General features: G+C 53.4%; 11 protein-coding genes, 3 pseudogenes and 1 CRISPR repeat array. Of the genes and pseudogenes, 6 read left to right on the forward strand and 8 right to left on the reverse strand.

The window, feature by feature from the left end; genetic code table 11:
- Positions 1–71 precede the first annotated feature (71 nt).
- Positions 72–446 carry a hypothetical protein gene (locus V8P86_RS05675; RefSeq protein WP_336326262.1) on the reverse strand — a complete coding sequence of 125 codons (375 nt, stop codon included), beginning with the start codon at positions 444–446 and terminating at the stop codon, positions 72–74.
- Between the two features lie 1176 nt (positions 447–1622).
- Here V8P86_RS05675 and V8P86_RS05680 point away from each other — a divergent pair.
- Positions 1623–2024, forward strand: coding sequence for a hypothetical protein (locus V8P86_RS05680; protein WP_336326263.1), 402 nt, complete (start codon positions 1623–1625; stop codon positions 2022–2024).
- Positions 2025–2074: 50 nt separating this feature from the next.
- Here the strand turns inward: V8P86_RS05680 and V8P86_RS05685 are convergent.
- A pseudogene (locus tag V8P86_RS05685) lies at positions 2075–2197 on the reverse strand (transposase); the annotation flags it as partial.
- Positions 2198–2841: 644 nt separating this feature from the next.
- On the opposite strand from V8P86_RS05685, the gene V8P86_RS05690 reads away from it, so the two are divergent.
- Both V8P86_RS05690 and V8P86_RS05695 read left to right on the forward strand, forming a co-directional pair.
- Positions 2842–3594, forward strand: coding sequence for a hypothetical protein (locus V8P86_RS05690; RefSeq protein ID WP_154552496.1), 753 nt, complete (start codon positions 2842–2844; stop codon positions 3592–3594).
- A 548-nt stretch (positions 3595–4142) separates the two neighbouring features.
- Positions 4143–4847, forward strand: coding sequence for a tyrosine-type recombinase/integrase (locus V8P86_RS05695; protein ID WP_336326305.1), 705 nt, complete (start codon positions 4143–4145; stop codon positions 4845–4847).
- A 323-nt stretch (positions 4848–5170) separates the two neighbouring features.
- Here the strand turns inward: V8P86_RS05695 and V8P86_RS05700 are convergent, their stop codons facing one another.
- Positions 5171–5356, reverse strand: coding sequence for a hypothetical protein (locus tag V8P86_RS05700; RefSeq protein ID WP_336326264.1), 186 nt, complete (start codon positions 5354–5356; stop codon positions 5171–5173).
- 893 nt (positions 5357–6249) lie between these two features.
- On the opposite strand from V8P86_RS05700, the gene V8P86_RS05705 reads away from it, so the two are divergent.
- Entirely contained in the window at positions 6250–6540 is a 291-nt protein-coding gene (locus tag V8P86_RS05705; RefSeq protein ID WP_336326265.1) for a DUF8011 family protein, read from the forward strand.
- Positions 6541–6861: 321 nt separating this feature from the next.
- On the opposite strand, the gene V8P86_RS05710 is transcribed toward V8P86_RS05705, so the two are convergent.
- Both V8P86_RS05710 and V8P86_RS05715 read right to left on the reverse strand, forming a co-directional pair.
- The gene (locus tag V8P86_RS05710) at positions 6862–7146 is read right to left on the reverse strand and encodes a hypothetical protein (RefSeq protein WP_336326266.1); all 285 of its coding nucleotides are present in this window, start codon (positions 7144–7146) and stop codon (positions 6862–6864) included.
- 424 nt (positions 7147–7570) lie between these two features.
- Entirely contained in the window at positions 7571–9001 is a 1431-nt protein-coding gene (locus tag V8P86_RS05715) for an amidohydrolase family protein (RefSeq protein ID WP_336326267.1), read from the reverse strand.
- 180 nt (positions 9002–9181) lie between these two features.
- Here V8P86_RS05715 and V8P86_RS05720 point away from each other — a divergent pair, with 180 nt between their 5' ends.
- Positions 9182–9862 (forward strand): helix-turn-helix domain-containing protein, encoded by a 681-nt coding sequence (locus tag V8P86_RS05720; protein WP_336326268.1) that lies wholly within the window; start codon positions 9182–9184, stop codon positions 9860–9862.
- A gap of 74 nt (positions 9863–9936) precedes the next feature.
- On the opposite strand, the pseudogene V8P86_RS05725 reads toward V8P86_RS05720, so the two are convergent.
- The 3 genes and pseudogenes from V8P86_RS05725 to V8P86_RS19075 form a co-directional block, all read right to left on the reverse strand.
- Positions 9937–10694: pseudogene (locus tag V8P86_RS05725) on the reverse strand (creatininase family protein).
- Between the two features lie 294 nt (positions 10695–10988).
- Positions 10989–11615 (reverse strand): hypothetical protein, encoded by a 627-nt coding sequence (locus V8P86_RS05730; protein ID WP_336326270.1) that lies wholly within the window; start codon positions 11613–11615, stop codon positions 10989–10991.
- Positions 11616–11735: 120 nt separating this feature from the next.
- Positions 11736–11867: pseudogene (locus tag V8P86_RS19075) on the reverse strand (archaellin/type IV pilin N-terminal domain-containing protein); the annotation flags it as partial.
- A gap of 323 nt (positions 11868–12190) precedes the next feature.
- Between V8P86_RS19075 and V8P86_RS05735 the strand changes: the two are divergent.
- Positions 12191–12328, forward strand: coding sequence for a hypothetical protein (locus tag V8P86_RS05735; protein ID WP_336326271.1), 138 nt, complete (start codon positions 12191–12193; stop codon positions 12326–12328).
- Positions 12329–12422: 94 nt separating this feature from the next.
- Positions 12423–14355: a CRISPR direct-repeat array (repeat unit 37 nt; unit sequence GTTTCAATCCCGTTCTGGGTTTTCTGCCCGTCGCGAC).
- The last annotated feature ends 42 nt before the right edge of the window (positions 14356–14397 follow it).

Below are 14397 nucleotides of genomic sequence, written 5' to 3' on the forward strand. Positions count from 1 at the left end.
CAGATCTGTCTATTCGTAGCAGCTGAACTCGGAGAGACAGACAGTCGATGTTCGATCAACCGCGGTGACAGTTACCCCGCTTTGCGGGCCTCAACAGAGGGAAGGACGAACTGCCAGTAGTAGAGTGCGTACAGTCCAGTGATAGCGAGGTAGCCCCCGACTGTAGGGAGTGGTGACCAACCTGCAACGGCAACCAGATACACGACAAAGGCTCCAGTAATGATGATTCCCTCCAGCAAGACAATATTCAGGCCTGCCTTCGTTCCTACTTGCAAGTCACTTTCCGTGATGACTCGCAACCCGACCATCCCAATAGTAAGGCCAGCCCACGTGAGCACGGGCAACCCGAAGACCGTTAGAGCCGTCGCGTCTAACCACGCTGCCTCTGAGATCACGAGTGCCCATCCAACAAGTCCGAGGCCGATCCATGCAATACTTCGCCACAATTCCTCTCGTATGATACGCCGTAGCTGTGATTTCATATCTACAGGTCAAACAAGGATTTCTACTGATAAGGCACCGTTGAGAATTTTGTGTCCGGATACGAGATTTTTCCAGTTGCAAAACGGACTTTGCGTCCGCAAAGGCTGGAGCGGCAAATCACTCGCTAACTAGTCTTTGTATAATCCGAGGGTGTCATAGAACTATTCACAAGGGCTCAGGATGTCACAGAACGGTTGTCACACCAGTCTTTCCATCCTTCGTCGCTCGTGTAATTCCTACATAGCCGAAGAACGCTGGTACCGAAGATACGCTCCGCTACCGATACAGATTGTGGCGATAAGCAACAATCCACCGCTGATGACACCCCTCAGCGTGCCTGAAACTCCGGGGTTTTCGACTATGTTGAAAGCCCGCTGAAACACAATTAGTTGAAATACCAATAGAAGGCTTCCGCCGGATACCAACAGCCGACTTTTCGAAAATTCGCTCATACTTCAGCCACCACCCGGCAACTATATACGCGTTACCTACGCTCTCTGGCTCGGAAACGCGAAAATATACACGGTGTTCTTTTAGGCACTCCTGCTGAGTGACGTATACCGGCTTCTCTAAAATAACCACCCTATCAAGAGTTCTATGACTCTCTTTCACCGTTCAATGTGTCTACTATGATCGATACCAGACAGGATTCCACCGTTTTAGAATGGCGATTACAGCCGTTGCAAAGGCAATACTCACGAGAAATGCGATAGTGGCGTTAGTCCATCGCTGGATTCCAGTCATACCCGCCCGATACCAAGCGAACACTGCGACAGTGACGCCGATAATTACGATACTCGCAGTCTCGTCTCTGGAAAATCCGTCCATCGTTACTACCTTTTGTCTGAATATACACGGCTATATAGTGTCCACCCGATTGCCGAAGCCGCGACGATAACACCGATGACTGTCGGGACGATGGCACTGTCACCGTCGAACGACCACCCAAAGAGAAGATAACCGCCGACAGCGACTACTGCGACGCTGTAACCGATAGTTCTGATTACCGCTGACTCTGAACGACCTGCGCCGGGCATACGTGTGTCTAACATCCCGATAAAGTGTTAATTCCGGGGACGAGTTGTGAAGTCTGAAACTGTCCCACGCGCTTTTTTATACACGCTTCTTACACGTCTTCCATGCCCGAGTCCCCGTCTCTCCGTAATCGACTGCGTGCTGACCTGACAGCCAATCAGTGGGTGACGGTAACAGCGATTGGACTGGCTTTGGTGGTGTTCGCATTGGTGTCGCTCGATAGTAGTCCACTCCCTGTATCAGCCGACTTCGGTGCCGAGTTCCTGCTGTCATTGAGTCTCATGGACATGGCCTTTGCCTATGACGACTACTGGCCGGTCGAGTACAGGCCGATGTACGCGGTCATGTGGACGCTCTTGTTCGGGGTAGTCACGGTTATCGTCTTCTTGAGCGTCTACGAACTCGGACTGTCGCAGGTCGGCAAGACGACTGCGAGTATTGCGGCGTTCTTGATAACGGTCGGCGTTCAGTTCGGGAGCGCAATCCTGTACGCTCGCATTCGTTGACGACACCGAGGTTCTCTCGTGTTTTCATTGAGGGCGTAACAGAATCATTGTCACAACTCGGCTGATGTCTTTCCCGGGTTAGCATCGCGTTCGTAAATGGCGATGGCTATAACGAGTCGGAGGCAGAGCGCCAAGAACACGTGTGTTTTGACACGTACGCGGCCTCGGACGCGTTATCGGGGGCGAACACGGGAAACTCGTTCAGAAATGAGAGATCCAGGTGATCGAACAACGCGAGCGGCACTGTATCCACGTAATTGAATAGCTCTTCAATCGAAGGCTGATTTTGCAGGGACGTGGTGCTCATTTCCCATTTGCCACTCCCTGCTTACTGGTGTGTCAACTGTTCTGTGACGCCCTGACAAGGGCTTGTTTTTACCGTAGAACTGGTTGAATGATCTGCTCAGTATGCGTGCGTATTTCGTACATTTGCCGGAAGTGGGCTCAATGGACGTTGATGGACTCGTTTCCGAATACCGGGAGTGGCGGCTGTGGTCAGTCCCGGCGACCTGTTTCTCACTCGGAGAACCGCTCATTCGTATTTTATGCTGTGGGAAGAAACATGTCACTATGGATTGGCGTTCACAGCTGCCGAATCGTGACGTGCTATGGGCCCTGCTATTGATTGCAGTGTTGGTACTGCTGCTCTGGTTTTTCGGGGTTGTGGAGTTCGATGTAGGTCGTGGAGGGGGGTGGTCGTAGTGCCTGCTCACGGACAGGCTGGTTCGTCCGGGTTATTACAGGGATATACTGCTGGAAAGCCTGCAAAAAGTCATAATCCGAAACACCGATACTTTTTCAACGAGTTGTAAAATAAATGTCACTCCCTCCGTGGATATCTGAGAAACTGCCGGAAGACAGGAGGGTGAATACGAAGCTCACAGAACGGCACGTCATCGAGACGATGCACCAAGCCAATCGACCGTTCTTTTCACTACAGCAGATTCAACAGCGGATCAAACCCGACGTCTCGAAGGTAACTGTCCGCAACCGGTTGGAGGAACTGGAAGATCGTGAGATTGTGGCAACGGAAACAGTGGCTGACTCGACCGTGTATTATATCAATCACCCGGAGTCAGCGTGGCCACTCTCACCCGAAGGAAAACACGCACTGAAGGACGAATCGACCGAGACAGCCAACCCGCTCCGAGAGTTCCTTCAGCATCCACGAGTTCGCTTGATCATCCGTGAGGAGTTGTGGCGGAGTATTGCATGGGCGGCGTTTGGTCTGTTCGGATGGGCACTACTCATAAGCGAATCTGACCAGTTGCCGGCAACTGTCTGGACCGCAATTGGCCTCCCATTCCTGACTTGGGCGTCACTCACTGTCGGGATGACCGGATTTCGGCTGACGACTGGTAGCGACCTGCAGGTTCAGTCTAAGGAGGGGTTGCACGTAATTTCGTTGGGTGCGGTTGTGTTAGGCGGGTTCTGGATTGCATTTTTGATTTTTGTTCTGAACTGGCCACCCTTGCTGACCAGTGGGCTATATGTTTTGGCCACGATCACTTATTTTGTCTTTTACAGACGGGTGATTCTCCCCCGGTTTACTGTACCGGTTGAACGTTGATCAGTTTGCAGATGTAGTGAGCGGCTGATTCATCACTATTGGCGCGAAACAAACATCGTAGGTGTGCTGACTTCACCCTCTCTATCTTGCGAGCGGTTTTTGGTGGCTCTCTGGTAGGTCGCTGCGGTCTGTGGTAGATACAGGGCGCAAGTCGGTCAGCTGAAGCAGACTGAAAAGACGGTTGCGATTCGGTCAATACAATTGAAATATCGGTTACAACCCATCAGCGTATTTCCATAACCGTAGCAGCATAGCCAGGGTCAGCACCATCGCAAGGGTGACCGTAAGTAGAATAATGAGAGTTGCAGAACCAACCATATCGAATTGTGAGTGGGTCATTACAATAACCTGCTGGCTTAGTCTTTCGCTCTGTGGTGTCGCTCTGATCAATCATCACGCAGGCACATACTACCGGCTGATTCTGGATTTAATTGGAGAAAATAACGAGGCTCTGGTGCTGACTACATCCTCTATATTCAGCGGCCACTCTGTTGACTTGTCACCGATATGCCGCCTTTGAATTCGGGGGAGCAGCGTTCATGTGGTGGATGACGAACGACTATCATCAGTCGAATGAATGGGCACAGCGGCATCGACAATCCTTGACGACGCGGCACACCCACGAGGATGTACTCACAGACAGAGAGTTTGAACTCCTCCTGGAAGCGTGTAGTTCACTGCCGGAGCCGCGAGACTTGCAGGCACGGTTCGTGTGTCTGGCTGCTGGCCGACTCGGACTCCGGGCTGGCGAGATCGCGCATTTCCGTGCGGACTGGATCGATTGGGATCGGATGCTGCTTCGCATTCCACAACACGAACCTTGCGAGTGCGGCTATTGTCGTCGGCAAGCAGCACAAGAGACGACTCACAATGAGGAACTCACACAGCAAGAAGCGATGGACGCTCGCTGGCATCCGAAGACAGTCGCGTCTGCCCGGTCGATCCCGGTTGACCTGTCGCTCCGGCTTGAGCTGTGTCTGGAGCGATTCACCGACCAGTACGACTCGTTCCCTCGATCTCGGACTACGGTCAATAGACGAGTGACAGCTGCCGCCGAGGCAGCAGACATTGACGGACGGGTCTATCCGCATTGTCTCCGTGCGACCGCCGCCAGTTACCACGCCTACCAAGGGGTTGCGCCAGTGCCACTCCAAGCGCTCATGGGGTGGAGCGACTTGGCCACAGCGCAGAAGTACATCCGCATCTCCGGACGAGCCACGGCTGACGCTCTTCGGCAAGTCCATCACCGATGAAAGCGGTCTAATATCCGTCAACTCTCACGATCCGTGCTGAATTGAAGGCGCTTAGTCAGCACGCGTTGAGAGTGGTCAGAGAAGAAGCGATTGCTCAGTATAGCGGATTCACCTAACGGCCAATCAAGTTCGGTATCGTACAAATCTGTTCGAGAAAAACCAGCAATTTCACGTCGGTTTCAAGGTGTTTTCAGCGGGCTTATCACGGTTAACCGGTTCCCTGTATTTGGCCCGAACAGATTCGGTGCCTCCGCTGACAACTGGCCCTCCAATCCCTCTTTCCGTGAATCCCGTCGAGAGCGGAAATCCTCAGTATAGAAGATTTAGTCATCGACCAGTTTTGCGCCGGTTTCGATGAGCAGATACAGTGGAATAAGATACGTGAGGCCAATAGCGACGATGGCGATGACCGGCTCAAGCGGCCCACCGAAGTCCGCTGAGGCTGTTTGGAGGAAAATTAGGACAACAAACCAGAGAGTCACTAATTGAATAACCGGAGTATCGTCCATACTGTATCAGGATTGCACGTTATTTAACAAGCTCTTTTCGATAAGTACGCACGTCTTCTTTGCAGTTGATTCAGCGCAGAATCTCTGGAAGAAATAGAATCGCTGTGCTGACTGCACTCTCTAGATTCAGCAGTTGTTGAATTGACTTGTTCGAAGCTCGGTAGAATGGCGAGTGCTGAATAGACCGCGCGTATCTCGTATGAAGAGGGGGCAGATTGCGAACAGCCAATCGGTCGATAAAGGCGAAGAGCAGACCGTGGACTATAGACAAACCCCGTCAATAAAACACCAGGACTATGTGGTCAACCAGTAGAACGCTACTGTGACCAATCTCAGGTTAGCATTTGCTGCAGGAATTCTTGCAGCCCTTAGTGTGGGAGCCACGTTATTTATACACATCCCGTTTGTGGAATCTGAAGTCGCACGCGTAGTCCTAAACGGTCTTTTCGTAGGAGGTACCGTCTATATCGGTCTCAAAATTCTCGAACGAACTATGGATGCACAGTAATTCACACGTCCAATTCCTATTTGCGGAAGGGATTCACCTATCTGATTATATACACGTTCTGGATGGCGGTCCGGTCAGGTAGAGTATGAACTTAATCAAGTAGTCGTGCTGAACTCACCCTCTGTATCTCGCAACTCACTACTAACAGAAATCTTGTGGACGCTGCTGAATACAGCGCTCGTATCGGTAAAGACGCCTGCGCGAATCGTTCAGCATGTACGTTCATTTTGTATCATATTATTGGGGCTCTTACCGAGCACAGTGAAACAGTGGTGTCTATTTGGAGCTGGCAAATAGATCAGTGGAAGACGCAAATGAAAGAGAAAGTACAGGCCGGTTTTCAGTTATCCGCACGCTTTACAGGGCCGAACTATTGCTGGTACATATGGAGTCACTTCCACAGATGGTGTTCCGTGAGCCAGATGGACGAAGGAAGGGGCTCATCATGTTGTCCTTATCGTTCATCTGCCTCCTTATTTGGGTGTACACTGCTGTCGTGCTCAACGCTTCTGACTTTTTCGTCTTTTTTGCTATCGGGCTTGGATTCTCCGGAGTCGCCGAGTCGCTGCCACCGGACCGACGACGTTCAGCAGGAACACTTCGAATGCTAGCCGTCGGTACCTTCGTTGTCTTCCTCGGTGTCCTTGCATCGGTCCCTGAATTACTATTAGCGTAGGGGAGGACACCCATTTTGATGTATTTCTGATATTCCTCGGTGGCAATCCGGGACGGTCGATAACTACGCAGGCAAGTTCTATCGGTTGGTTCAGGATTCATTTTGAGAAAATAACGCAGTCCCCGTGCTGACTACATCCTCTGAGTCGGTCACTGCAATTATGACAGATAAGAGGTAGGACGATAGCGTCAGTGCAAGATGTAGAGGGTGGATTCAGCAGTCGGTGACCTGTGGTTTCACACCAATCTGGATGAATCAGTCGGCCAGTAGAACTGCAAACTGAACAGAAACGCGACGCTGACGACTATCTTCAGTGTAGATCTATTGAGTCTGTTTGCGACCCCGGATCGGTGACGGGAACCTTCCTTCAGCAATTGTGTACAGCCCGATGCCCAACAGGACAACGGGCGGAACAATTGCAATTACAGGAAGGGAACCTCCCAGCGTCGTGGAAATAAGCGCAAACACGATGACTGGCGTCAGAAGCAAAATCCCGAATGTGATGAGCGCTCGAAAGACTGGTTGTCTCTGACCCGTTCGATACACAGCGATACCACAGGCGGCTGCGAACGCCACGACGAACAAACCGAGGAGGGCTGCGACCATATGTAGATGAATACCGTCATTACACATATACTATCGGGTTCAGTACTCGGTCCTGATCCTGTACTGACCGATCAAACCATCCGTGACCGGAAGGCCATGCGAAATACGCGCGTTGTATACAGCACGGTCATCCGAAGCTGACAGATGCCAGGACTCCCGGCAGACCTCATTCCAGGCTCGTCATCATCGGCAGTTTCCGTGATCCGGCGAGAAAGAGAGGTTACTACGGGTAAATCCCTTTCAACGATAGACCAGACTGAAGCTATCTATATTATTTGCAGATAGTTCTAATAGTATATTCGAGATGTACGTCCGAACACTATCGGACGAGGATCTACTAGTAGGCTCGGTGAGACTGAAACCGAGCCCTCTATCGGCTCGAGTTCGAAAAATTTGCATATCTACCAAGGTTCATTTTCCTGTATCAGAATGGATATTTATCTCTAACGGACTGGAACGCGAGTCTTCCGAGCAACTGACTGGGGCCACGTTTTGGCAGGTCGCGGACGACGTCCATCGTACTCGGCGGCTCACTCCCACCGATGCCGAGTTCCCAGTCTGTCTCCGACTCGAAACGGTCCACCGCGGTCTCGACACGGTCGCGCACGGCGTCCGAGTCCATCGTCTTCACGTCGCCATCTTCCATCAGCACGTCGCCATCCACGATGACTGTCTCCACGTCAGCCGGTGCTGCGTTATTGGCCACCTGTGCTGGGATGTTGGTCAGTGGTGTGAATTTCGGCTTCTCAACGTCGAGAACAATGACATCGGCCCGTTTTCCGGGTTCGAGGGTCCCAATCTCGTCGTCGACACCAAGCGCCTTCGCCCCTTCGATAGTGAGCATTCGCACGAGTTCCATCGAGTTGTACTGACCGGTCGAGCGCTTGAGGTTCGCTGCGAGCCGGGCCTGCCTCGCCTCGCCGAACAAACTGTAGGAATCGTGCCAGTAGTGGTCGTCGATGCCCAGACCGACATCGACGCCCGCGGCGCGCAGTTCCGGCACCGGCGTCCACTGCACATCACCGTCTGTATTCCAGTAGCAGAAGATTGACGGGCAGTGTGCCACCGACGCGTTCGCCTCAGCCGTCCGCTGGATGTCTTCATCATCGGCGAGCCGGAAGTGCGCGGCCACAAGCCGGTCGTCGAGGAGGCCGACGTCGTCAAGAAGGTCAAGCGAGTCTTCGGCTCCGTTCGAGCGCGCCATCGTGTTGCTCGCTTCCAGTTCGAGTAGGTGCGTGTGGACGAGTAAATCGGGGTGCTCGGCGGCGAGGTCGGCAGTGCGCTCCCACAGCGTGCGGGTACACGACCAGTCGTCGTGGGGGTTGATTGTCGCCCGGATGCGTCCGTCGAACGCGCCATGGTAGTCATCTATGAACTCACGGGCGCGGTCGAACTGCTCGTCAACCGGGATATCCCAGAAGAGGTCGGAGAGCGCTACCCCGAAGAACCCGCGGAGACCCGCCTCGCCGAACGTCTCTGCGCCTCCGCTGGGACGGACATCCATTGAGTTGACGGTAGTGACACCACCCGTGAGAAAGTTCAGTGCCGCAAGTTCGTAGCCCGCCTCGGTGAGGTAGTCGTACTCTCCCTCAGCGATGTGGCCAAAGATAGCGGTCATCCCGCCCACCATCTCCATTAGGTTGAGGTCGCTAAACGCACCAAGCAGCGGCGTCAGTTCGAGATGAGTGTGCGCGTTGACCAGACCGGGCATCACGACGGTGCCCTCCGCATCAATGAGACGGTCGGCGTCACAGGCCCGATCACGTTCTCGTGTCGTTCGCACATCGGTGATTACACCGTCTTTGACCACGACCGTACCGTTCTCGTAAATTCTGTTGTCTTCGTCAACAGTCATAACCACTGCGTCGTGTACCACGAGATCCGCGTCGTTAACCGTGCCCTCAGTGTTATATTCCAACTCACCGGTAGTTACCGTCATAGTTGCAGGTAGGACAGTGTGTCCGGTGAGCGTTCTGCCGGGTATCGTCATGGGGTTTTTATACCGGAGGTGCTGAAACAGGAGGTACGTCTGACGATGTCGTTGACTCGACTCCAGATTTCGGCGTCGTTAGCACCCTCGGTTCTCCCGTCGTTCTACGTCACAGTCACGGAGTCATCGGCGATCTCGCAGTTGCGGCTCGGTGACTGGAATCTCGCAGCAGAGGACGTGGCAACTGTGCTGTACGATGTTGACGGAGACACAGACGTGTTCGTCGATGCAGCTCGTGGGACCGACGGGATTGAGGACGTAACGGTACCTCCTTCTACCGGTGGCTCAGGATTTGTGCTGGTCACTGCGACCCCTGAGGCACTCCCGTTTTTCAGGACCTTTCTCGTGTTGACGGCACGGGCGGGGTTACTTGTCAGATCCCCAGTCGTGTACAGCGACTTCGAAACGAGCGGTGAGGTGGTGGGAGACGCTGAGGCACTTCAGGCCGCAGTTGACACCGCACCGAGTACTATCGACGTGACTATCGAGGAAATCGGGTCACGCCCGTCGCTACGGACGGATCCATTTTCGGAGTTGAGCACTCGGCAGCGTGAAGCTGTTCGCCTCGCGTTTGAACACGGATACTATCGGCACCCTCGGGAGACAACACACGCAGAATTAGCCGATAAACTTAGATGTGCGCCGAACACGGTCAGCGAACATCTACAGAAAGCTGAAATGAAACTCATCAAAGCGCTCGTTTCGCAGCGTAACTTTGGGCCGTAGTATCAGGCCGAACGGGATCAAAAAGGCAGTAGGAACGCCTGTGCATTATCTTCAATCTCGGTTGAGGTGCGTGTCTACACAGAACGACGTTCATTCTCGATATGATCAACGTAGGTATCAACCACGTTCTGAATGATGGTTTCGCCGGCTTCAGCGGTTGCTTTAGCCGGGTCGCCAAGCACTCCGTTTTGCGTGATGGTCTTGAACCCTTCACTCAGAAGGCGAGCGGTAGAGATCCCCCCTTCAGGGCCGGACTCGATATTCTCAACCCTTACAAGATCCTCATTCACCGCCAACACCACTGCCGTCTCGGCTGCACCGGCATGAACCACGTCCTGATCGTATTCTATCCCGGCCTTGCTGAGGCCATCATTCAGTAACTGCATATGCTCATCGAGGTCAGCCAAGGGAATCACAGTGGCTTCGATTTCCCGAGCGACATCAGGTGCGACAGTCTTGACTGGGCCGAAATTCCCGCCGTGGGTCGGGACTAAGACGATATGTTCGAAGCCGTGGTCATCGAGTGACCGGCAGTATGCCCGGATTACATCCATCAGTGTCTCGGGTGGGATAGTGATCGTGCCTGGGAACTCCATGTGATGTCCCGAGCAGCCAGGCCGGATCGTCGGTGCAGCAAGAGAATCCCCCAATTTCTCCGCGATCCGTTGCGAGAGTTCGTCACCGTTCAGTGTGTCCATATTCTACGGGAGGTGGGGACCGTGCTGTTCGATCGACCCGACGGAAACGATCGCCTCCGTATCCCGTCTTCGAGCGCCGATTCGACTTCTGGCCATACCATCTCCTCAAGGAGTAGTGACCTTCGAGAAGGCATGCAGTTGGTGCTGCTCCCGCATAGCTTAAAAGTCCTGTCGCACAGAATGAGGGTAACTCGGATCGTTCTGGGCACAGTCGATATCTGTGTCCCCTGTATTGAACGATTCCAGCCCCCGAGCTCTGGAGCGGCTGCCGTACGAGATTCACTCTCTGAGTCGGTCACGGTGATTATGATAGAGAATGGATGGGTCGATAGCGTCAGTGCAAGATGGACAGCGCGAGTCTTGCACTCTCAATTTGTGAATTAACAGTTTTTCGTGTGAAGTCGATACCGACCGGGCCGTCTTTGCCGTCAGTCCTCATCTACTGGATTACCGACCCAGACTTCGCCAGTGCTCCCGTCGAACTCGACCTTTGGGTCAGTTCCACCACGGAAACTGGGGAACACTGCGTACATCCACTCTGACGGGTTATCGCCGAAGTACCCGCCACCAATAGTCTCGTCAGTGACGGGTTCGCCATTGGCTTCCATCTCGAAGCGGACACGGAACGGGTCGGGTAGCCGGTCACCGTCAACCAGCCACACCTCGTCGGTGCGTGCCTGACTGGGGAAGTCTTCGTCTCCAGCAACCGAGAGCGGTGCCGACTCAAACCCATCCCCGTACTCGTACTCAATCTCGACGCTGGTGACCTCGTACGGCTCGTCTCCCTCTGGCGGGTTGTTGGTCAATTCGGACGTGTCGAAGTCGATAGCAACAGTCGTATCCACGCCGAATCCGCCGTAGTTGCCCTGCACGCCTTCGGGTTCGGTCGGTGGTTGCACGTTGCCGGGGGGCGGGCCTTCCTCGAATCCTGGAGATACTGGCTTCTGCAATAACACCGAAGACTGCTCCTCTTTCTGCCAGGTGAGGATAATCTCGTCGGCGTCGCGATCCGGATCGATTTCGACGGTACTGCCGGCTTTAATCGTCTCAGACATGTTACTGTCGTTGATCTCGCCACCCTTTACCACGAAGTTTTCGCGGTCTATTGTTTCACCGGAGACATGTGTCATCGTAACGGTCCCATTTTCTGTTTCCTCTGTGTCAAGCGCTACCGACGGGGCAGGGTCGCTGACGGTCTCCTCCAGACTAAGTGCGAATACAGATGTGATTGCTGCCAGTACGACGACAACAGCGACTAATAGTATCGTACTGATTACCGGTGAGACTCCTCGATCTGAATCGCGCACAAGAGAGATTAGTGACGGATAATTAAAATTATTCGCATTTCAGCGATTGACCGTTGCTGACTTCACACTCTGTATCTTGCACGGTATTTTTGATAAATTCCATATAGATCGGATTCTTCAGCGGTCTCTGACTCACCTGTACTGATCAATTCACTATGCCCGACCTGAGTAGAATTCTCTTCAAAACACACACTCTGTATGGAGAAAGATGTGAAGACCTCCACTGGGTGAGAGACTCAATAAGACCAACCCTGTTTAAGAAGCATTCATGATGAAATCGAGATAATAACCGGTCTTATGTTCTTGGGTCTTGGATTTGGCATATGAGTGATAACGAGCGACTCGCAGAGGGGTATCGACAGCGTGCAGAGAAACATCAGCAATTGGTCGACAATCTAGAGGGAGTGTCGGCGGAGGCAACCGAGTTTCTCGGGAGCGTGCCTGAGTACGATAGCGAGTAATTGAGGAGGGGCACGCTGGTCTTGTCAAGGTCGCAGCAGGCTTCTGACCGTGGCGAGCCTGTTTTCAATCATATCTCTGAGATTGCCATCTCAAATTTCAACCCCGCTCTGGATTTTCTACCCGGCGCAACGTGTGGGGAAGTTCAACCTCTGTGACTTTCTTGCCTATGTGTTCGAGTTTCATCCCGTTCTGGGTTTTCTGCCCGTCGCGACCCTATCCCGTCCGTGTTCAATTTCTCGAACTGTTTCAATCCCGTTCTGGGTTTTCTGCCCGTCGCGACGAACGTCAAGGGCAAGCCGCACAAATCGCTCATGTTGTTTCAATCCCGTTCTGGGTTTTCTGCCCGTCGCGACAGCGAGTGCTGTTAGCCCGCCCGCCTTTCCGATTTAGGTTTCAATCCCGTTCTGGGTTTTCTGCCCGTCGCGACGTGAGACAGTGTATCGAGATACTCCGTCGCGAGGGATCGTTTCAATCCCGTTCTGGGTTTTCTGCCCGTCGCGACCGGTGAAATGATTGATACAACGGTTAGTATCCTGTTTCAATCCCGTTCTGGGTTTTCTGCCCGTCGCGACAGAGATAGCCCGACCAGATATTACAGACTTGGATGAGTTTCAATCCCGTTCTGGGTTTTCTGCCCGTCGCGACAACTCCGAACAATTGTAGCGGGAGTTACGTCTGTCCGTTTCAATCCCGTTCTGGGTTTTCTGCCCGTCGCGACAAACGCAACGGATACGAATGTTATCATTTTAGATAGTTTCAATCCCGTTCTGGGTTTTCTGCCCGTCGCGACCTGCCCCGGCAGTGCCAACCTGTGTCACCTGATAGTGTTTCAATCCCGTTCTGGGTTTTCTGCCCGTCGCGACACAGTGACATTTAATCAAGCCAGCCGAAACGTAAAGTTTCAATCCCGTTCTGGGTTTTCTGCCCGTCGCGACGTCCTCCGCTGCCGGGGTGACGGTGACGTTATGCAGTTTCAATCCCGTTCTGGGTTTTCTGCCCGTCGCGACAGGGTGCTGAAATCCGTGACGACCGAGAGAATTAGTTTCAATCCCGTTCTGGGTTTTCTGCCCGTCGCGACACCCGTCAACTCTGTTTTGGCTTCAATCTCTGCCTGTTTCAATCCCGTTCTGGGTTTTCTGCCCGTCGCGACGTCGTCTTGATGAATCTCCCAAATTTGGCCGCCCTGTTTCAATCCCGTTCTGGGTTTTCTGCCCGTCGCGACCAAGCCGGAATATCGGTGAGCCGGCGCGCCCAAGCTGTTTCAATCCCGTTCTGGGTTTTCTGCCCGTCGCGACGTTTCTCAATTCCTTTTATTTTTGCATCGCTAAATAGTTTCAATCCCGTTCTGGGTTTTCTGCCCGTCGCGACCCGGCATGGGCGACCTTGCTAAAGAGGCGGGCGAACTGTTTCAATCCCGTTCTGGGTTTTCTGCCCGTCGCGACACGAAGAACCGGCCAACCGAGCGATTGCACACCTACGGTTTCAATCCCGTTCTGGGTTTTCTGCCCGTCGCGACTGTTGAGGATGGAAACTCAAATTATTCGTATGGGTGTTTCAATCCCGTTCTGGGTTTTCTGCCCGTCGCGACCCGCGTGCAACTCTTCGGAAGCCACGACTCGGTCTGTTTCAATCCCGTTCTGGGTTTTCTGCCCGTCGCGACACGCAATCAGATTGTTGCGTCGTTGCCGAGCGACTTGTTTCAATCCCGTTCTGGGTTTTCTGCCCGTCGCGACGCACAGACAGAGTTTGTTGAACGGCAGGCTGCGTATAGTTTCAATCCCGTTCTGGGTTTTCTGCCCGTCGCGACATCGTGGGCGCTGCATGACGGCGAGACACAGTATCAGTTTCAATCCCGTTCTGGGTTTTCTGCCCGTCGCGACGTTAGAATAGGTCCGACGTCCTGGTTAGCTCGTTGTGTTTCAATCCCGTTCTGGGTTTTCTGCCCGTCGCGACTCGCTCGGAGTCGTTGGCCTCGAAATCCCCTGCGCTGTTTCAATCCCGTTCTGGGTTTTCTGCCCGTCGCGACTCGCTCGGAGTCGTTGGCCTCGAAATCCCCTGCGCTGTTTCA

Origin of the sequence: Halovenus anhuiensis (assembly GCF_037080055.1) — an archaeon.
In the GTDB taxonomy this organism is placed as follows: Archaea; Halobacteriota; Halobacteria; order Halobacteriales; family Haloarculaceae; genus Halovenus.

Excerpts from the sequence above, each read along its gene's own strand:
- V8P86_RS05730 (WP_336326270.1), bottom strand. The coding sequence starts at position 11,615 with ATGTCTGAGACGATTAAAGCCGGCAGTACCGTCGAAATCGATCCGGAT.
- V8P86_RS05680 (WP_336326263.1), top strand. The coding sequence starts at position 1,623 with ATGCCCGAGTCCCCGTCTCTCCGTAATCGACTGCGTGCTGACCTGACA.
- V8P86_RS05690 (WP_154552496.1), top strand. The coding sequence starts at position 2,842 with ATGTCACTCCCTCCGTGGATATCTGAGAAACTGCCGGAAGACAGGAGG.
- V8P86_RS05695 (WP_336326305.1), top strand. The coding sequence starts at position 4,143 with ATGACGAACGACTATCATCAGTCGAATGAATGGGCACAGCGGCATCGA.
- V8P86_RS05735 (WP_336326271.1), top strand. The coding sequence starts at position 12,191 with ATGAGTGATAACGAGCGACTCGCAGAGGGGTATCGACAGCGTGCAGAG.
- V8P86_RS05720 (WP_336326268.1), top strand. The coding sequence starts at position 9,182 with ATGTCGTTGACTCGACTCCAGATTTCGGCGTCGTTAGCACCCTCGGTT.
- V8P86_RS05710 (WP_336326266.1), bottom strand. The coding sequence starts at position 7,146 with ATGGTCGCAGCCCTCCTCGGTTTGTTCGTCGTGGCGTTCGCAGCCGCC.
- V8P86_RS05700 (WP_336326264.1), bottom strand. The coding sequence starts at position 5,356 with ATGGACGATACTCCGGTTATTCAATTAGTGACTCTCTGGTTTGTTGTC.
- V8P86_RS05705 (WP_336326265.1), top strand. The coding sequence starts at position 6,250 with ATGGAGTCACTTCCACAGATGGTGTTCCGTGAGCCAGATGGACGAAGG.
- V8P86_RS05715 (WP_336326267.1), bottom strand. The coding sequence starts at position 9,001 with ATGACTGTTGACGAAGACAACAGAATTTACGAGAACGGTACGGTCGTG.